General features: G+C 62.5%; 21 protein-coding genes. 10 read left to right on the top strand and 11 right to left on the bottom strand.

Annotated features, from left to right (window positions below; translation table 11 throughout):
* Positions 1-86: 86 nt before the first annotated feature.
* The gene (locus X733_RS154545; protein WP_023748358.1) at positions 87-1007 is read left to right on the top strand and encodes a diacylglycerol kinase family protein; all 921 of its coding nucleotides are present in this window, start codon (positions 87-89) and stop codon (positions 1005-1007) included.
* A 26-nt stretch (positions 1008-1033) separates the two neighbouring features.
* On the opposite strand, the gene X733_RS18255 is transcribed toward X733_RS154545, so the two are convergent.
* Entirely contained in the window at positions 1034-1261 is a 228-nt protein-coding gene (locus tag X733_RS18255) for a hypothetical protein (RefSeq protein WP_023748357.1), read from the bottom strand.
* Between the two features lie 154 nt (positions 1262-1415).
* Between X733_RS18255 and X733_RS154550 the strand changes: the two genes are divergently transcribed.
* Positions 1416-2948, top strand: a complete 1533-nt coding sequence (locus X733_RS154550; protein ID WP_023818440.1) for an HWE histidine kinase domain-containing protein — start codon at positions 1416-1418, stop codon at positions 2946-2948.
* 57 nt (positions 2949-3005) lie between these two features.
* On the opposite strand, the gene X733_RS154555 is transcribed toward X733_RS154550, so the two are convergent.
* From X733_RS154555 to X733_RS154565, 3 genes are all read right to left on the bottom strand, one after another.
* Complete coding sequence (locus X733_RS154555) at positions 3006-3467, bottom strand: hypothetical protein (protein WP_023748355.1); 462 nt, start codon at positions 3465-3467, stop codon at positions 3006-3008.
* 11 nt (positions 3468-3478) lie between these two features.
* Positions 3479-3805, bottom strand: a complete 327-nt coding sequence (locus X733_RS154560) for a DUF883 family protein (protein ID WP_023670092.1) — start codon at positions 3803-3805, stop codon at positions 3479-3481.
* A gap of 124 nt (positions 3806-3929) precedes the next feature.
* Positions 3930-4691, bottom strand: coding sequence for a Crp/Fnr family transcriptional regulator (locus tag X733_RS154565; protein WP_023818439.1), 762 nt, complete (start codon positions 4689-4691; stop codon positions 3930-3932).
* A 279-nt stretch (positions 4692-4970) separates the two neighbouring features.
* Between X733_RS154565 and X733_RS154570 the strand changes: the two genes are divergently transcribed.
* Positions 4971-5348 (top strand): response regulator, encoded by a 378-nt coding sequence (locus X733_RS154570; RefSeq protein ID WP_023670094.1) that lies wholly within the window; start codon positions 4971-4973, stop codon positions 5346-5348.
* Between the two features lie 56 nt (positions 5349-5404).
* Here X733_RS154570 and X733_RS154575 read toward each other — a convergent pair whose 3' ends face one another.
* Both X733_RS154575 and X733_RS154580 read right to left on the bottom strand, forming a co-directional pair.
* Positions 5405-5956, bottom strand: coding sequence for a sigma-70 family RNA polymerase sigma factor (locus X733_RS154575; protein ID WP_023670095.1), 552 nt, complete (start codon positions 5954-5956; stop codon positions 5405-5407).
* 3 nt (positions 5957-5959) lie between these two features.
* Complete coding sequence (locus tag X733_RS154580) at positions 5960-6163, bottom strand: NepR family anti-sigma factor (protein WP_023670096.1); 204 nt, start codon at positions 6161-6163, stop codon at positions 5960-5962.
* 212 nt (positions 6164-6375) lie between these two features.
* Between X733_RS154580 and X733_RS154585 the strand changes: the two genes are divergently transcribed.
* The 6 genes from X733_RS154585 (at position 6376) to X733_RS154610 (ending at position 9853) form a co-directional block, all read left to right on the top strand.
* Positions 6376-7170 (top strand): response regulator, encoded by a 795-nt coding sequence (locus tag X733_RS154585; RefSeq protein ID WP_023670097.1) that lies wholly within the window; start codon positions 6376-6378, stop codon positions 7168-7170.
* Between the two features lie 219 nt (positions 7171-7389).
* On the top strand, positions 7390-7557 hold the full coding sequence (locus X733_RS1000000167895) for a DUF1328 domain-containing protein (RefSeq protein ID WP_023670098.1): 168 nt from the start codon (positions 7390-7392) through the stop codon (positions 7555-7557).
* 160 nt (positions 7558-7717) lie between these two features.
* A complete protein-coding gene (locus X733_RS154595; protein WP_023737404.1) occupies positions 7718-8752 on the top strand; it encodes a PAS domain-containing sensor histidine kinase in 1035 nt (344 codons plus the stop codon).
* 128 nt (positions 8753-8880) lie between these two features.
* Entirely contained in the window at positions 8881-9057 is a 177-nt protein-coding gene (locus X733_RS1000000170175; RefSeq protein WP_023818438.1) for a hypothetical protein, read from the top strand.
* Positions 9058-9200: 143 nt separating this feature from the next.
* Positions 9201-9527 (top strand): hypothetical protein, encoded by a 327-nt coding sequence (locus X733_RS154605; RefSeq protein ID WP_023818437.1) that lies wholly within the window; start codon positions 9201-9203, stop codon positions 9525-9527.
* 83 nt (positions 9528-9610) lie between these two features.
* On the top strand, positions 9611-9853 hold the full coding sequence (locus tag X733_RS154610; RefSeq protein ID WP_023818436.1) for a YMGG-like glycine zipper-containing protein: 243 nt from the start codon (positions 9611-9613) through the stop codon (positions 9851-9853).
* Positions 9854-9892: 39 nt separating this feature from the next.
* Here X733_RS154610 and X733_RS154615 read toward each other — a convergent pair whose 3' ends face one another.
* The 4 genes from X733_RS154615 to xylF form a co-directional block, all read right to left on the bottom strand.
* Positions 9893-11539: a CHASE domain-containing protein gene (locus X733_RS154615; protein WP_023818435.1), complete on the bottom strand. Its 1647-nt coding sequence runs from the start codon at positions 11537-11539 to the stop codon at positions 9893-9895.
* Positions 11540-11692: 153 nt separating this feature from the next.
* Positions 11693-12490 (bottom strand): ATP-binding cassette domain-containing protein, encoded by a 798-nt coding sequence (locus tag X733_RS154620; protein WP_023748350.1) that lies wholly within the window; start codon positions 12488-12490, stop codon positions 11693-11695.
* 12 nt (positions 12491-12502) lie between these two features.
* Positions 12503-13819 (bottom strand): sugar ABC transporter permease, encoded by a 1317-nt coding sequence (locus X733_RS154625; RefSeq protein WP_023748349.1) that lies wholly within the window; start codon positions 13817-13819, stop codon positions 12503-12505.
* 144 nt (positions 13820-13963) lie between these two features.
* The gene (gene xylF / locus X733_RS154630; protein ID WP_023818434.1) at positions 13964-15004 is read right to left on the bottom strand and encodes a D-xylose ABC transporter substrate-binding protein; all 1041 of its coding nucleotides are present in this window, start codon (positions 15002-15004) and stop codon (positions 13964-13966) included.
* A 265-nt stretch (positions 15005-15269) separates the two neighbouring features.
* On the opposite strand from xylF, the gene X733_RS154635 reads away from it, so the two are divergent.
* Complete coding sequence (locus X733_RS154635) at positions 15270-16505, top strand: ROK family protein (RefSeq protein ID WP_023818433.1); 1236 nt, start codon at positions 15270-15272, stop codon at positions 16503-16505.
* Between the two features lie 30 nt (positions 16506-16535).
* Here the strand turns inward: X733_RS154635 and phoB are convergent, their stop codons facing one another.
* On the bottom strand, positions 16536-17225 hold the full coding sequence (gene phoB, locus X733_RS154640) for a phosphate regulon transcriptional regulator PhoB (protein WP_031193203.1): 690 nt from the start codon (positions 17223-17225) through the stop codon (positions 16536-16538).
* Positions 17226-17236 lie beyond the last annotated feature (11 nt).

Here is a 17236-nt window from a genome sequence, read left to right as displayed (position 1 = left end):
CGCCCGGCCGATGGAACCTTTGCCAAGCTTGTCCGTTTCAGCCTGCGGCTGGCATTCCGGCCGCTAAAAAGAATACGGAGCGGGGCATGCGATTTGCAGCGGTGCTGAACCGGGACGGCGGCACCTTGCGGACCACCGATCTTTCCGCGCTAACAGACCGCATGCGCCAGACGCTCGAGGCGGCTGGTCATTCCGTCGATATCGACATCGTCGCGGGCAAGGAGATTGTCGCGGCGCTCGACAAGGTCGCCGCGCGGCGCGACATCGACGTCGTGCTGGCCGGTGGCGGCGACGGCACCATTTCGGCCGCCGCGGGGCGGCTGATGAATGACAAGAAGGCGCTGGCCGTCCTGCCTGCAGGAACCATGAACCTGTTCGCCCGCGGCCTTGGAATTCCGCAGACCATCGATGGCGCGCTGAAGTCCTTTGCCGACGGCGAGATCATGGCGGTCGATATCGCGAGCGCGAATGGCCGGCCGTTCGTGCATCAGTTCTCGATCGGCCTGCACGCCAGGATGGTGAAGCTGCGCGACAATATGGAATTCGCCTCGCGCCTGGGAAAGATTCGCGCTTCGGCCAAGGCCGCTTGGACGACGATCAACAATCCTCCAGCCATGAAGGTGACATTGACGGTCGGCGAAGCCGAAATCGTGACCCGCATCAGCGGCATCGGCATTTCCAACAATCTGTTTGGCGAAGGCCATCTGCCTTATGCCGACAATCCTGCCGGCGGCGTGCTCGGCATCTATGTAACCGTGGCGCGGCAGCGTGGCGAGCTGGTCAGGGCGCTCTTCGACATGGCTCGAGGCAGGTGGCGCGACAGCGACCATGTCGAAACTCATCAGGCCGACAAGGCAATCGTGAAAATCCATACAGGGAGCAAGAAATTCGGCGCCGTCATCGACGGCGAACTGGTCAAGCTGGAGCGTGAAACGACAATCCAGATCCACCCTGGCGCGCTGAACGTCCTGGTTCCGGCGCAAGCCGCCCAGGCAAAGGCCGCCTGATGCGATTACGAATGACGAGGAAAACCCTAGCCGCCCGACTGCCCCTCGCCGGCTGGCGCGCTCTGGTCGGCCGGCGCGGTCTGGCCGGTGGGCTGCCCCTGGCTTTCAGGGGTATCTGGATCGATCTTTTGGCCATAAATCTCGGCCGCTCCCCAAGCAATGAAAGCCATGAGCAACGCGGCGACCAGTATGCGCAAGCCGTGCCAACCCCAGCGCCCCTGACGGGCTTTGTTTTCAGGGGCGATCTTGGTCATCGGCGGCGTTCCTATCGTGCAACCGGCATGGTGGATAAAACCATCGCTAGCGAAACATGGTGGGGTAACGATTGCTTGCTACAAAAGTTCCGGCGCGCGACGGCCGCGCAAGATGCGCGCCACCGCGGGTGGGGCCTGCAAGCGAGGGGGCTTGGTGGATAGCAAGGTGCCGAAGCAGGTTTGTTTGCCGGTTGAAGTCCGCCGCGCCGTGGTGGCGCCGGAGCGGCTTGCCGTACTGCACGGGCTTGACGCGATCGACACCGACTCCGATCCCGACTTCGATCGCATCACCGGCCTAGCCGCCGCCGTGATGCGGGCGCCGATCGCGCTCGTCACGCTGCTCGACACCGAACGACAGTGGTTCAAATCCTGTGTCGGCTTCAACGAGACCGAAACCGCGACCGACATATCGTTCTGCGCCCATACCATTGCCGCCGGCGGAGAGCCGATGGTGGTGCCGGATGCCAGCATCGACCCTCGCTTCTCCGGCAACCCGCTGGTCACCGGCGAACACCATGTCCGCTTTTATGTCGGCGCGCCGATGGTGGTCGCCGGCGCGCGCGTCGGCACGGTGTGCGTGCTCGACCGGGAGCCGCATGAATTTCCGTCCGCTGCCGCGCTCGATCATTTGAAATCGCTGGCCAGCCTCGCCGCCAGCCTGTTTACCCTCAAGGACGCCACCCGCAGCGGCGCCATTGCCACCGCTGCTTTGGCGCAGGAGGAAAAGCGCCGAGCCATAGCGCTCGACGCCGCCTCGCTCGCCAGTTGGGCCTGGGATATCCGCACCGACATGATCGAATGCGACGTGCGTTTGTCGGAGCTGTTCAACCTGCCCCGTTCGAACCGACTGCGGGCGCGCGACATTCTGGCCGCCATCGACCCGCGCGACGTCTACCAGACCGAGACGCGCTTTCGCGATGCCCTGACCGGCAGCGATGACTATTTCGGCGAATACCGGGTCAAAGGCTTCGATCCGCCGCGCTGGATAGTCACCCGCGGCCGCGTCATCGAGCGCGACGGCGAAGGCAAGCCGACGCTTATCTTTGGCGTCAACTACGACATCTCGGAACGCAAGCTCGGCGAGGACCGGCAAAGGCTGCTGCTGCGCGAGCTCAACCATCGGGTCAAGAACACGCTGGCGACGGTGCAGGCGCTGGCGACGCAGACCGTTCGCCACGCTCGCCGCCCAAGCGAATTCCTGGAAGCCTTCGGCGCCAGGCTGCAGGCGCTGGGCGCTGCCCATAACCTGCTGTCGGATCGCGAATGGCGCGGCATCGGTATTCGCGAACTGATGCAGATCGAGGTCAAGCCGTTCGATTCGGCAGAACGGCCGCGCATCGTGATCTCCGGTCCGGAGCTGCTGCTTTCGCCTGACCAGGCGGTGGGGCTCGGCCTGATCATGCACGAACTGGCCAGCAACGCGCTGCAATACGGATCGCTGTCGGTTGGCTCGGGGAAGGTCGATGTCGACTGGAAGGCGGCGGGCAAGAAAGGCGCGCGCCGCCTTGTGCTGACCTGGAGCGAAAGCGGCGGGCCGAAAGTCGACCCGCCGGAACGCCAGGGCTTCGGCTCTATCCTGATCCGCCGCAGCCTCGCCAAGGTTTTATCGAGCGAAGTGACCCACGAATTCCGCAGCGAAGGCGTGTTCGCCGAAATATCGATGCCGCTTGAAGATCTGCCGGCTTAAAGCAATTTCAGAAGTGCGAAGCGGTTTTCCCGGGAACAGCGTATCAGCGCGCGCGCTTTAGTCGGCTTCGCTGTCCGGATCGCCCCGGTCCGGCTTGACGTTCTCACGGTAGATGGCATAGGCCGCGAGCGCGATCATCGGGCCGAGAATGACGCCCTTCCCGCCTTTCCCCTTGAGCAAGGCCGGCAGCACGGCAAGCGCCGCGGTGATACCGAGCGCCTTCAGGTCGGCATTGCGCCTTCGCGCACGTCGGCGCGCACGCGTTCCAGCCGCAAGTTGATGAATGAGCACGATAAGCCCGGCCAGTACCAGGAAACCAGCCGCGAAGCCGAGACAGGCGGCCATCGATCCATAACGGTCAGCCGCCCAGATGTAGGCCGCCCCCAGGAGAAACCCGAGGCCGCACAGGGCAGCGACGGTGGCGAACCCGTAGACGATTGCCGCCGTGCGCGCGCGGCGCATGGCGGCAATGGCTTCACCCGAGGCCAAGGCCGAGATAAGCGGTGCCAGCATGCCCATCTCTGTCGAAACTAGCGCCGGGCAAGAAGCGCAAACAGGAAGCCGACGCCGGCCGCGATCGCCAGTGAAGTAACTGGCTTCTCGCGCACATTGGCCGTGATCTGGGCCTCAAGATCCTTGGCGTTGCCACGCAGGCTGTCGAAGACGGCTTCACCCTGGGCGCGCAACTGGTCGACGCCTTCGGCAGCAGCGCGCCGCGCCGTGCCGTAACCATGTTCGCCGGTCTTGGCCAATTGCTTGGTCAACTTTTCGATATCCGCCTTCAACTGCCGAATGTCGGCTTCGAGGTCGGCGTTCGTCTGACTTTCGTTGGCGGTTTTTCCTGCGGCAGTTGCCATTCTAAACTCCTTGCGTTTGCTTGGCTTCAAACGCCCGACACACGTCATGGTTCCGAAATCGGAGACCGTATCCATGAAAGGGTGTTTGCAAGTGCGAGTCCAGCCCCAGATGGAGGCCTGCCTGTCAGATCAGCGGCCGACGGCCTTCGCTTAGGCCCTCCCAGCGCGCGAGATCCTTCAGCCCCTCCCCGTCGATCACTTCGCAACCGCCGTCGCGCCAGGTGATCAGCTTGCGATCGATGAGCTTGCGGATCGTCTTGTTGGTGTGGACCAGCGACAGGCCGAGCGTATCGGCGACATGCTGCTGGGTAATCGGGATTTGCACCGGCGCCTTGCCGTTGAGCCCGACTGCCGCCGCGCGGCTGGCGATGAAGGCAATGAGATAGGCGGTGCGCTCGACCGCCGTGCGCCGACCGACGCTGAGCAGGTTCTCGTCCAGCATGCGCTCCTCGCGCGACGCCAGCCAGGTAATGTCGTAAGCAAGGCCCGGATGGTTGCGGTAGAGCTCGTGCAGGTTTTCACGCTCGAAGACGCACAACAGCATGGGCGACAGCGCCTCGACCGAGTGCTGCATTTCGCCCATCAGGCTGCCCTGCAGCCCGATAAGATCGCCGGGCATGGAGTAGTTCAGGATCTGGCGCCTGCCGTCCGACAATAGTTTGTAGCGGAAGGCCCAGCCCGAAAGCACGGTGTAGAGATGAGCACTTTGGCTGCCTTCGACCAGCACTGTGGCGCCCTTGTCGACGGCCAGTTCGCCCTTCTTGAACATGCTGACATAGGCAAGCTCCTGCTTCTCGAATTCCCGGAACACCGGCAATGGCCGAAGCGGGCAGATCTCGCATGGGTACTGACGGCTGGAAAACGAACGACCATTCTGGCCAGACATTTCGATCCCTCTTTCGAAAGTCTCTTGCCAGAGACTGAGTGCTACGCCTTTGCAAGGCCGCGGTTCCGCTGCCGATGGCATGTCTTTTTTAAATGACAGGATGGCAAATAGCGATCATGACTCGCTACACTCCACTGAGGCGAATTCGAAGCTCGCTTGTGGAGTAGAGCCGGTGGGCGAACTTTTCGGATTAAGGCCTGACCGATCCCCCAAGGTCCACGATGCGGTTGACTGGAGTCACGGTACCCGATGCTGCAAGAATTGAGGAGAGATTGCCAAGTGCCGCCATTGCTTGAGGGATTGCGAATTCTTGTCTTGGAGGATGAATTCCTGATCGCCATGGATGTCGAGCAGCTTTGCCGCGACCATGGCGCGAACGACGTAGTGATTGCCCGCGCTCTGGCCGAGATCGATGAGCAGAAGGTCGTTGGCGAGTTCGACGCCGCTATCGTGGACCTCATGCTGGGCGGAACGTCCACACTCGATTTCGCCGCGCGGCTGCGCCAATCGGGCCTGCCGTTTGTCTTTGCCTCCGGCTATTCGGACCCCGATGAGATCAAAGGGTCTTTTCCCGGCATCCGCCTGGTCACCAAGCCCTATTCGGGGACCGATCTCGTCGAGGCTCTGGCGGCGGCCTGCGGCCGCGCGCCAGTCTGAGATATCTTCGATGCGTATGTGTAGAGAGCCCAGGCCCGCAAACGGGGCCTCCGCCGTCAGGCAGCGTTTGAACCCGTCACCTGGGACGAGATCGCGTCCGGCCCGTATTCGTCTTCGCCGGAGATTTTGAGGATCTCCTGCAACCGCGTGCGGGCCCGGCTGACCCGGCTCTTGATCGTTCCGACCGCACAGCCGCAGATTTCGGCGGCCTCTTCATAGGAAAAGCCTGAAGCGCCGATGAGGATGATGGCTTCGCGCTGGTCCTCGGGGAGTTGCTCGAGCGCGCCGCGGAAATCCTTGAGGTCAAGCTGGCCGTGCTGAGCCGGATGAACGGCAAGCCTGGCCGTCATGATGCCGTCGCTGTCCTGCACCTCGCGGCCGCGCTTGCGCATCTGGGAATAGAACTCGTTGCGCAGGATGGTGAACAGCCATGCCTTGAGATTGGTGCCGGGCTGAAAGCTCTCATGCTTGTCCCAGGCCTTGACCAGCGTCTCCTGCACCAGATCGTCGGCCTTGTCGGCATTCTGCGTCAGCGACACGGCAAAGGCCCGCAGGCTCGGGATCGAGCCGAGCAGGTCGGTCTTGAACCCTTGTGAGACAGCTGCCATGCCTCAGTCCTTCTTCTGTGCGGGTTCGGCCTTTTCCAGTTGGCTGAGCAACTGGGCAAAGCGATCCGGCACATTGTCCGAGACCAGCTCGTCATAATACTGTTTGAGTTTACGGCCAATTTCCGAATTCGCCCCGAGCGGGTCGCCGGAATTGGCCCGGCGCCTGTCAGCGGCGCCAGCCAGCGTTTCTTTATTCATGTCCTTCATTTCGCCCTTAAATCCAGCGCCCCGAGCCGCCCCATTACACAACGCAAAGCGGCCCCCTCGTCTGGTTGCCCATCGCACCACAAACGTCGCCCGTACGGTTTCGTTCCACAAGTCTCGGAACTTTTTCGCAAAACCCGCGTTTGGGTGTTGGGGCTTGCAATCAGCTTGACCTGCAATCTATGCAATCACGTCATCTGAGGGAGACGTCTACCATGAGCCTTTCCGCAACCATCGCTCCGCACCTGCCGTTCCTGCGCCGCTTTTCACGCGCCGTATCCGGATCGCAGGAGAGTGGCGATGCGCTGGTCGCCGCGATGCTCGAAGCCATCATCGCCGACGTCGACATCTTCCCGCAAGCGTCAAGCGACCGCATCGCGCTCTACAAGGTATTCGCCAAACTGTTCACCTCCATTGCCATCCGCGTTCCGCAGGAGCAGGCACAATCGGCATGGGAGCAGCGCGCCGCCGCCAATCTGAACGCCATTGCGCCACGGCCACGCCAGGCTTTCCTGCTGGTCGCGGTCGAAGGCTTCGGTGAAGACGAGGCAGCTGAAATTCTCGATGTCGACGCCAAGGAATTCTCCGAACTGCTTGCCCAGGCGAGCAATGAGATCTCTCGCCAGGTGGCGACCGATGTGCTGATCATCGAGGACGAGCCGCTGATCGCCATGGACATCGAGGAAATGGTCGAGAGCCTCGGCCACCACGTGGTCGGAACCGCGCGCACCCATACCGAGGCGGTGGCGATGTTCGGCAAGACAAGGCCGAAGATGGTGCTGGCTGACATTCAGCTTGCCGATGGCAGCTCGGGTATCGATGCGGTCAACGAAATCCTGTCGTCGACTTCGGTGCCGGTAATCTTCATCACCGCCTTCCCCGAACGTCTGCTGACCGGCGAGCGGCCTGAACCGGCCTTCCTCGTCACCAAGCCGTTCAATCCCGACATGGTAAAGGCGCTGATCAGCCAAGCGCTGTTCTTCGACCGGCAGGCCAAGGCCGCCGCGTGAAGTAGGGCCTTCAATCTCCAACTTTTCGCCGCCTCGCAGCGTTGCCGGCACTGGCGATCGCCAAACCGGCGATCGGCGGCTGCCCGTCGCTCCGTATGGGACGCACGCGCGTGAATCAATTCGCATCCGGGCCTCTTCCAAAGACCTTCTTTTTCGGCAAATGGTGGAACAAACAGCAATCACTCACGTTTTTGATCCAGTATCGGAAGGAGACAGATCATGCTCTACTGGGCGCTCGTATTTCTCGTCGTGGCGATCATCGCCGGCGCGCTTGGTTTCGGCGGCATCGCCGGTACCTCGGCCGGTATCGCGCAAATATTGTTCTTCATCTTTCTCGCCTTCCTCGTCATCTCGCTTCTGGCCGGCCTGTTCAGACGGGCATCGTAGGAGCGGGCGAACACTGGAAGCCGCACCCCTCAAACGGTTTCCAGCCACCGCCGGGCGATGTCCTTCAACGGGACATCGTCCGGCGGACCTTTTCTGGGGACCTACTCAGGAACTGAGTCCAAGTGAATCGTTCAGTCCTGATCAGGTGGACAGGTGATTGATGCGTTCTATTGGCGGAGGCGAGAGCGGACAGGGCGACGAGGTGATCGCACTGCACCCGGCTGAAAGCGGAATGCAGCTTGGCCGGGCCTTGCTTCACGCTCTGCACAATGCCGGCATTTCCGTCCTCTATCAGGATCGTGAATTGAAGACTGTATGGGCCCGCAACATGCGTGCGCCGTGGGTTTCAGACACAGCCGACAGCAACGGCGCGCTGCCACCGGCGCAAGCTGAGCAAATCGCCGCCGCCAAAGGCAATGTTATCGCTTCCGGCAATCCGGAACGCCTTGAACTGAGTGTTCCCACCGGTGATGGCATGCGGTGGTTCCAGGTATGGGTCGATGCCGATCGGGGCCATCGCGGCGACGTGCAGGGCGTCGTCACCACGATGGTGGAAACCACCGAGCAGAAACGCCGCGAACAGACGCTGAAGACGCTGTTGCGCGAAGTCAGCCACCGCTCCAAGAACCTGTTGGCCATCATCCAGAGTATTGCCACCCAGACCGGCCGCTATTCCGAGACACCCGACGATTTCCTGAAGCGCTTTCGCGGCCGCCTGCAGTCACTGGCTTCCTCGCAGGATCTGGTGACGTCGTCGAACTGGCGGGGTGCAGCACTTCGCGAGCTTATCCGCGGCCAGGTCGTTCGCTACGGCGCCGATCCCGCGCAGAGCCTGCGCTTCAATGGCGTCAACCCGTACCTCAATCCCAACGCGGCAATCCATATCGGCCTGGCAATGCACGAACTCGCCGTCAATTCATTCAGCTACGGGGCCCTGGCGCGGCCGGACGGCTTTGTCGAGGTAACCGCCGATCTGTCGAACGTCGCAGAGGCCGCCGACAAGCCGGCTTTGTCGCTGACCTGGGTCGAGGCCATTGTCGCCAATGATAACAGACGCACCGAGAAACGCTTCGGCAGCGTTGCCCTCGAACGTGTCGTGCCGGCATCGCTGAACGGCACGGCGACGCTGGAGATCACCAGTGACCGCCTCGAATATCGCCTGGTGGTTCCGCACGGCAATTTCGAAACCGAATGAGCGGCGGGATTCCTTAACCGGCTGTTCACCATAAAATCCGATGCTGTGGTTCCCAGAGACTGCTGGATCTTGACCGATTCAACCGATGTTCGGCCGCGGCCTGCAACGCAAGTATGGGAGGAATGATCATGACGGTGGCCGATATGAACAGGCTGGAGCATGCCGCGCGGGTCTCGATGAGCGGCTTTCAGGATCCTGATGCTTCAGCCTCGCCTTTGCAGCACGCCTGGCACCCCTTGCTTCGCTTCGCCGCTGTCGCGCTCGTCGCCGCTGTTGTGCTGATCGTGGCGTCGCAATTGGCCTGAGCCAGATGCTCAGGTTCACGCTGCTCCCACGCAGCCTGGCTCAGAAGCTTTCCAGTTCGTAGCCGACCAATTATTAACGCCCCTTTGCGGCACAGGAACTTTGACGGCTGTGGACCGTTCTTATGGCGAGAGGACGTGTCGCCGTGGAACACATCGCCGCTTTGCTTTTGGTAATTGGCTGTTCGAACAACATGACCGAATGCCGTGAACTGCCGGTGCCGGTCAGCGTTTTCGAAACCGCCGAAGCATGCACGGCAGAACGTCCATTCGCTGCCGGCGACGTGCAGGATCAGGCCGAGCACGTCGTTGCCAAATGTCTTACGGTGGACCCCGCGCTGGAGGATGATTACGACCAGGTTGTCTGGAACGTGCGCCCGGACGGCTCGCTCGACGCGTCTTTGCAGATTTCCAATGTCGTGGTCGCGTCGAATGCGACGCGCCGCGAAAAAGACTCTCTTAGCCAACAATAAGATCGAGCGGGCAAAGGCTGCTGTTTCGTGCTAAATAGCGGGCTGGAGCTTACTAAAGTGAGGACAAAGTGAGGAGAGATTCTATGCGGAAATTGATTATTGCCATGGTTGCGGTGGTCGCCGTCAGCGGCTGCAGCACGACCGAGCAGGATGTCGGTGTCGGCGCCGGTGTCGGTGCTTTGGCCGGCGGACTGATCGGCGGCGGCAAGGGTGCGCTGATCGGCGCAGCCGTTGGCGCCGGTTCCGGTCTGCTGGTGCGCAACCTGCGCAACGGCTATTGCCAGTATCGCGACAATCACGGCCGGCTCTACACCGCTCGCTGCTGATCCGCTTCAAAAGCATCAAACAATCGAGACGGAGACCGGTCAGCCGGTCTCCGTTTGTTTGCCTGCATGAGGCGGCGGGATCCTGATTTCCACCGTAAGCCCATCGACGCGAAAATCTCGGGCAATCGTGCCGCGCAATTCGCGCGTGACATTGAGGTCGATCAGCTTGGTGCCGAAGCCGGTCTTCGCCGGCGCTTCGAGTTCCTTCTGCCCGGCCTCGCGCCAGTTCAGAACCAGCATCCGCTCGGACCCGCGCCCCTCGAACGACCAGTTGACCTTCAGCGCACCCACCGAATTGCCGGCCTCGCCATATTTCAGCGCATTCGTCGCCAGCTCGTGAAAGGTCAGGCCAAGCGCCTGCGTCGTCCTCTCGTCGAGCAGCACCTGAGGCCCTGACAATATCCCTTCCGGAAGCTCCTTGCCGAACACCTGGCCGAGCTCGATGCGCAGCAGGTCGCCAAGATCGGCCTTCTGCCAGCGCGAACGCGTCAGCATGTCCTGGGAAGCCGCCATTGCCTGCAGGCGGGCCGAGAAGGAAGTTGAGAACTCCTTCACGTCGGTTGCTTGCGCTGCCGTCTGGCGCGCAATCGCCAGCACCCGCGTGATCGAATTCTTGATCCGATGCTTCATCTCCTGCAGCATCAAATCCTTTTCGAGCAGGCTCTTTTCCGTCGTTTCATGCAGCAGCGACTTGGCGTCGTAGGCGCGCTCCTGGTAGCGCGCCACCAACGCGATGGCCCCGGCCAGAAGCAGGCCGAACAGCCCGAGCATGACCGGAATGGCGCGCGAGGACGGTTGCGAAAATGCACTTGTCGGCCGAAACAGCACCGTCCACGGCCGACCGGCGACGATGATCTTGCGCGTCACCAACAGCCTGTCGCCAAAGCTCGCAACCGGCGGCGTTTCCGACTGGAACAGAAGATTGTCGGCGTCGGCCGTGCCGTCATAGACCGCGGTGTTGACCGGCAGCAAAGGCGTGCGGCTGAGCGCGGTCTGGAACAGGTCGCGGGCGCGGAAGGCCGCGTAGAGAAGGCCTGATGTCGATGATCTGGACGCATTGATACCATCCGGCGCGGTTTCGACATTGAGCCTGACGAAGACCAGGAAACCGGTAAAGGTCTGCGCCGCGCCAGTATCCTGGCCGAGCTGGACCAGACCGCTTGCGTGCTGTGCGTCATCGGCCAGCGCTTTTTCGATCGCCTCGCGCCGCACCGGCTCGGTGAACATATCGTAGCCGATGGTGGATTCGTTGGCAGGGTCGAGCGGCTCGAACAGCACGACGGGCGTGCGCCACGGCTGTGTCGTGTCCGGATAGACCGTGTGGGCGGCGCCGCGGTCGCGCAACATGTCGCGCTCGACCGCCGCTTCGTCACCGGTCTTGGCCAGCCTGAGATAGCCGATGCCGCGCAGGCCGGCGAAATTGTTATCGACATCGAGGGCGCTGAAGAAGGCCTTGAATTCGCTACCTGAAATCTCGCCGTTGCGGGCGTCGAACAGCGCCTGCGTCGAGCGCAGCAGTGACAGATGCAGATCGATACGGCTTTCGATGCGGTTGAGCGCGTCGTCGGCCGTCGCCTCGAACTTGATGCGCGCCGCTTCCTGGGTCGCGAAATAGGCGAAGCCCGCCATCGTCAGGCTGATCAGTGCAACGGCAATGAAGGCAAGGATCGGGAAAAACTTCTTCAACGCAGGCCCATGGACGGTTCGGGACCTTTATGGGCAAGTCGCCGCGGCAAGACAATGGCGCGGCCAAGCCATAATGACAGCTGGCATATCATGTATATTAGCCGGCTTATCGATCGAGCATCAGTGAACATGACAGCTGACGATAGCGTGGTCTCAGGCCGCGATCTTCAGCGCACCCGGACCGGGAACGGCGCCGGGCGGGCACTTTCCCAGGATGATCATGCCGAGCACTTCGTCCTGGGTCACATCGGTGGTGCGCGCGGTGCCGACGACCTGGCCGTTCTTCATCACGCAGACGCGATCGGCAAGCTCGAACACGTCGTGAATGTCGTGGCTGATCAGGAAGATGCCGATGCCGTCGGCCTTGAGCTGCTTGACCAGTTCGCCGACCTGCGCCGTCTCCTGCGGCCCAAGCGCGGCCGTCGGTTCGTCCATGATCAGGATGCGGGCGTTGAACAGGATGGCGCGTGCGATCGCCACCGACTGGCGCTGGCCGCCCGACAGCTTGATCACCGGCTCCTTGAACCGCTGGAAGCGCGGATTGAGTCGGCCCATCACCTTGCGCGCCTCGGCCTCCATGGCGACATCGTCCAGCGTGCCCCAGGCGGTCATCAGCTCGCGGCCAAGGAACAGGTTGGCGGCGGCATCGACATTGTCGGCCAGCGCAAGCGTCTGGTAGATCGTTTCGATGCCGTATTTCTTGGCATCGCGCGGGTTGGAGATCGAGACCTCCTGGCCGTTGACCAAGATCTGGCCGGCATCGCGCTTGTAGGCGCCCGACAGGATCTTGATCAGCGTCGACTTACCGGCGCCGTTATGGCCAAGCAGCGCCACCACTTCGCCCGGGAAAAGATCGATGGACGCATCGTCGACGGCGCGAATGCCACCGAACGCGATCGAGATGTTGCGCATGTCGATCAGTGGCGTACCGGTGGGAGCAGTTTTTTCCATAATCGTTCCTCCCTAGACGCGCTTGCGGTAGACGGTGTCGAGCCAGACGGCGATGACCAGGACAGCGCCAACGACAATGCTCTGCAGCGGCGAGTCGATGCCGAGCAGCACCATGCCGGATTGCAGCGACTGCATCAGTAGCGCGCCGAGCATGGCGCCCATCACCGTTCCGGCGCCGCCCGCGAGCGACGTGCCGCCGATGACAGCGGCCGCGATCACCAAAAGCTCGTCCAGTGTGCCCAGCGCATTGGTTGACGCATTGAGACGGGCCGACGAGATCGCCGCGCTGATTGCAGCCAGCACACCCATGATCATGAACACCTTCATGGTCACCCAGCGCGTGTTGATGCCGGCGAGTTCCGCTGCCTCCGGATTGCCCCCGATGGCGAAGACATAGCGGCCGAAACGCGTGCGCTTGGTGATGAACGTCATGATGATGCCGACAATCACCGCCATTAGCACCGGTATGGCGATGCCATGCGCGATGAACAGCCCGCCTTCGGGAACGGTGATGCCGTTCTGCTGTGCGTACTGGCGCACGATGCCGATCGGCCATGGATAGGAATTGGCGATCCACACGGCGCCGAGGATGGCCGCGCAAGCGACCACGCCAAGCAAGGTCTCGGCCCAGACGGGGCGCAGTGGAAAGCTGAAGCGCTTGCGCTGCGAGCGACCGTTGAGCAGCGCGAAGGCGACCGCCGCGCAGGCGACGATGCCGACGATCCAGCTGGCAGCGGCGCCAATCGAGCCGCGTGGTCCGCCGCCCATCAGCTGGAAGGTGGCGTCGAGTGGCGCGACCGTGCGCCCGCTGGTGATGAGCCATGCCATGCCGCGCCAGACCAGCAGGCCACCAAGCGTCACGATGAAGGCCGGAACCTGCATATAGGCGATGATGAAGCCCTGGAACGCGCCGATCAGCAGACCAAGCACCACGCCGGCGGCAAGCGCGACGATCCAGAGCCAGGGGTTTCCAAGCTGGAAGCCGATGACGCGAATCAGGAATTCGGCCTGTGCCACGCCCATGATCATGCCGATCACGCCTTCGACGGAGCCCACCGAAAGGTCGATGTTGCGCATGACGATGACCAATACCATGCCGGTAGCCATGATCGCGACCGAGGACGTCTGCACCGACAGGTTCCAAAGATTGCGCGGCGTCAGGAAAAGCCCGCCCGACAGGATATGTATGCCGACCCAGATGACCAGCAGCGCGCCGACCATGCCGAGGATGCGCGTGTCGAGCTCGGTCGCTTTCAGGAACCGGGCGACCGCGCCGAGTTCAGACGCTCGTGCCGTATCGGCCTGCGGATTTGAGGTCGTGTCGGTCATGATGTCCTCCAGCGGCTTGCCGTCGGGCGCGGATGCCGGACCACAGCCTAGAAGTTTGCCGCCGATGGCGGAAACACACAATTCTCGTAGAGAAAACGCCGCGGCTTGACAGCCGCGGCGCCTCATTTCTTCAAGTCGTCGAGATCAGTTGCAAGCCGCGACGCTGCCGGCGGCGACGCCCGTGCAGACTTCGTCCTTCTTGATCCAGCCGGCGTCGATGACGACGTTGAGGTTGTCCTTGGTGATCGCGACGGGGGTCAGGAACAGCGACTTGACGGTGTTGCCGCCAGGCGTGGTGAAGTCCTTGGCGCCGGCAATGTCGCCCGTCTTCTTGCCATCGGCAAGCTGCGAGGCGATCTCGGCGGCGTTCTTGCCGAGTTCGCGCGCGTCCTTCCACACCGACACCGTCTGCGTGCCGAGCGCGATGCGGTTCAGAGCGGCATGGTCGCCGTCCTGGCCCGAGACCGGAACCGTTCCGGCAAGGCCCTGCGCCGTCAGCGCGGCGACAACGCCGCCGGCGGTGCCGTCATTGGCCGCAACCACGGCATCGACCTTGTTGTCATTGGCGGTCAGGAACTGTTCCATGTTCTTCTGGGCATTGGCCGGCAGCCAGCCATCGGTATAGGCCTCGCCGACATTCTTGATCTTGCCCGAGTCGATGGCTTCCTTGAGCACTTCCATCGAGCCCGAGAACAGGAAATCGGCATTCGGATCCGAGCCCGAGCCCTTGATGAAGACATAGTTGCCTTCGGGCTTCGCCTTGAACACTTCGCGGGCCTGCATGCGGCCGACTTCCTTGTTGTCGAAGGTCAGGTAGAAGACGTCCTTGTTCTCGATCAGGCGGTCATAGCCGACGACCGGAATGCCTTCGTCCAGCGCCTTCTGCACCGCCGGGCCGATGGCCGAGGCGTCCTGCGCCAGGATGATCAGCGAGTTGGCGCCCTGCGAGATCAGGCTTTCGACGTCGGTCAGCTGCTTGCCGGGATTGGACTGCGCGTCGGCCGAAATGTACTTGTCGCCGGCAGCCTCGATCGCCGTTTTCATCGCCGCCTCGTCGGTCTTCCAGCGCTCTTCCTGGAAGTTCGACCACGACACGCCGATGACCTTGTCCTTCGCCTGCGCGACCGACACCAGCGCCAGCGACATGGCGACACCCGCCATCATGGCGGCTGCAAATCTGTTCATCATAATCCTCCCTGCGCCGCGTGCGGCGCGACAAAACTGGCCCGAGGGCCGGCACACAGAGGCCCTATTTTTTCGAGCCTCGAAAAAATACTGGTTCAATGATAAGGCGCTGTCAACATCGATTCTGATGGATTCTGATGGCCTTGCCGAATTTTTTCGAGGTCCGCAATAAACAATGACAGGGCTGCCGGCGTCTGCCAATATTTGGCTGGTGCCGTCGAACGCCTTCACTATCATGAGGCGCGAGGAGGCCGGGAGGAAACAAATGTCGGTTGGAATCCGCCACGACGATCTGCGCCGTCGCAACCGTGCGATGGTGATTTCAGCCGTGCGCCGGGCCGGCCAGCCGTCGCGGACCGAGATTGCGGCGACTACCGGCCTCAGCCACTCGACCATATCGGCAATCTCGTCTGATCTGATTCAAGAAGGCATCCTGATTGAAGGCAAACCTGGCGAGACCGGCGCACTGAAACGCGGCCGGCCGCAGGTGGGCCTTGGTCTCAACCCGGAAGCGGCGGCGGTGATGACCGTCGTGCTGTCGCTCAATTTCCTGTCCGTCACCGTCATCGACTATGCCGGCCACGTCGTCGCCGAGGAACAGCGCCGGCTGGACACGCTGACCAAGCCGCGCGACGAGCTGATTGGCGAATGCGTAGCAATCGTCCGGCGGCGGCTTGAGGATCCCGACCTCGATGTCCAGAGCATCGCCCGCATTGCCATGGGCATCCAGGGCATCACCGATTCGCAGGCGCGCGCCATGCTGTGGTCGCCGATCACGCCACTGACCGACATTGCCTTCGCCGACATGTTGGAAGCGGAATTCGGCATTCCTGCCACCATGGAGAACGATTGCAACATGATGGCGGTGGCGCTGCAATGGCGCCAGCCCGAGCGCTACCGCGACAATTTTATCGCCATCCTCTTATCGCACGGCATCGGCATGGGCCTGGTGCTGAAAGGCGAACTGTTCACCGGCACCCATTCCTCGGGCGGCGAGTTCGGCCACATGATCCACCGTCCGGGCGGCGCGCTCTGCCGCTGCGGGCGGCGCGGCTGCGTCGAGGCCTATGCCGGAAACTACGCCATCTGGCGCAGCGCCAAAATGATGAGCGAAGATGCCGAGCCGGTCGATATCGGCGACGCTGATATGCGCGCACTCGCCGCGCGCGCCCGCGAAACCGATGGCCCGGAGCGCGAAGCCTATCGCAAGGCCGGTGAGGCGCTCGGCTTCGGCCTCGGCAGCCTGTTTGCGCTGATCGACCCGGCGCCTGTCGCCATGGTTGGCGTCAGCGCCGCCGCCTTCGACCTGATCGAGCCGGCATTGCGCGAAGCGATCGCCCAGACCGCCGGCGGCCAGCACTCGAAATCGATCTCCTTCGACACCGAGCCCAACGAGCTGCCGCTGATCCGCGAAGGCTGTGCCATGCGCGCGCTCGGCTTCGTCGATCAGGAGATTTTCGCGCCGGGCATTCAGGCCAAATCCGGCAAGCATGTCGCCTGAATGGCCGGCAACGGCGCGACGCGCAGCATCCTAGTCTTCCCTGATCGCGTAGCCGGCGCCGCGAATGGTACGGATGACATCCGGCATGCGGCCGTTGTTGACCGCTTTGCGTAAGCGCCCGACATGGACGTCGACGGTTCGCTCGTCGATGTAGATCGTCTCGCCCCAGACATTGTCGAGCAGCTGGCTGCGCGAGAACACGCGGCCGGGATGGCGCATCATGAATTCGAGCAGCCGGAACTCGGTCGGTCCGAGCCTGATCTCGCTCTTCTTGCGGTAGACACGGTGCGACTCGCGGTCGAGCACGATGTCGCCGACCTTGAGCACGCTGGACAGCACTTCCGGCTTGGCCCGGCGCAGCAGCGCCTTCACGCGCGCCATGAACTCCGGCGTCGAGAATGGCTTGACCAGATAGTCGTCGGCACCGGTGGACAGGCCGCGCACGCGATCGCTTTCCTCACCGCGCGCGGTCAGCATGATGATCGGCAGCCGCTCGGTTTCGGGCCGCACTCTAAGCCGCCGGCAGAGCTCGATGCCGGAAACAGCGGGCACCATCCAGTCGAGCACCAGGAGATCGGGCACGTTTTCCTGCAGGCGGATCTCGGCCTCGTCGCCGCGTGTCACCACCTCGACGTGATAGCCTTCGGATTCGAGGTTGTAGCGGAGGAGCACGCCTAGCGGCTCCTCGTCCTCCACGACCATGATGCGTGGCGCGATCATAGGCAGTTCAC

Source organism: Mesorhizobium sp. L2C066B000 (assembly GCF_000502335.1).
Classification (GTDB): Bacteria; Pseudomonadota; Alphaproteobacteria; order Rhizobiales; family Rhizobiaceae; genus Mesorhizobium.
This window is presented reverse-complemented; position numbering and strand designations above follow the sequence as displayed.

Bases quoted from the DNA above. Each gene is read 5' to 3' on its own strand.
- X733_RS154625 (WP_023748349.1), bottom strand. From the start codon at position 13,819: ATGACCGACACGACCTCAAATCCGCAGGCCGATACGGCACGAGCGTCT.
- X733_RS154560 (WP_023670092.1), bottom strand. From the start codon at position 3,805: ATGGCAACTGCCGCAGGAAAAACCGCCAACGAAAGTCAGACGAACGCC.
- X733_RS154580 (WP_023670096.1), bottom strand. From the start codon at position 6,163: ATGAAGGACATGAATAAAGAAACGCTGGCTGGCGCCGCTGACAGGCGC.
- X733_RS154620 (WP_023748350.1), bottom strand. From the start codon at position 12,490: ATGGAAAAAACTGCTCCCACCGGTACGCCACTGATCGACATGCGCAAC.
- X733_RS18255 (WP_023748357.1), bottom strand. From the start codon at position 1,261: ATGACCAAGATCGCCCCTGAAAACAAAGCCCGTCAGGGGCGCTGGGGT.
- X733_RS154555 (WP_023748355.1), bottom strand. From the start codon at position 3,467: ATGGGCATGCTGGCACCGCTTATCTCGGCCTTGGCCTCGGGTGAAGCC.
- X733_RS154595 (WP_023737404.1), top strand. From the start codon at position 7,718: ATGCGTTCTATTGGCGGAGGCGAGAGCGGACAGGGCGACGAGGTGATC.
- X733_RS154575 (WP_023670095.1), bottom strand. From the start codon at position 5,956: ATGGCAGCTGTCTCACAAGGGTTCAAGACCGACCTGCTCGGCTCGATC.
- phoB (WP_031193203.1), bottom strand. From the start codon at position 17,225: ATGATCGCGCCACGCATCATGGTCGTGGAGGACGAGGAGCCGCTAGGC.
- X733_RS154585 (WP_023670097.1), top strand. From the start codon at position 6,376: ATGAGCCTTTCCGCAACCATCGCTCCGCACCTGCCGTTCCTGCGCCGC.
- X733_RS154610 (WP_023818436.1), top strand. From the start codon at position 9,611: ATGCGGAAATTGATTATTGCCATGGTTGCGGTGGTCGCCGTCAGCGGC.
- X733_RS154545 (WP_023748358.1), top strand. From the start codon at position 87: ATGCGATTTGCAGCGGTGCTGAACCGGGACGGCGGCACCTTGCGGACC.
- X733_RS154635 (WP_023818433.1), top strand. From the start codon at position 15,270: ATGTCGGTTGGAATCCGCCACGACGATCTGCGCCGTCGCAACCGTGCG.
- X733_RS154565 (WP_023818439.1), bottom strand. From the start codon at position 4,691: ATGTCTGGCCAGAATGGTCGTTCGTTTTCCAGCCGTCAGTACCCATGC.
- X733_RS1000000167895 (WP_023670098.1), top strand. From the start codon at position 7,390: ATGCTCTACTGGGCGCTCGTATTTCTCGTCGTGGCGATCATCGCCGGC.
- X733_RS1000000170175 (WP_023818438.1), top strand. From the start codon at position 8,881: ATGACGGTGGCCGATATGAACAGGCTGGAGCATGCCGCGCGGGTCTCG.
- xylF (WP_023818434.1), bottom strand. From the start codon at position 15,004: ATGAACAGATTTGCAGCCGCCATGATGGCGGGTGTCGCCATGTCGCTG.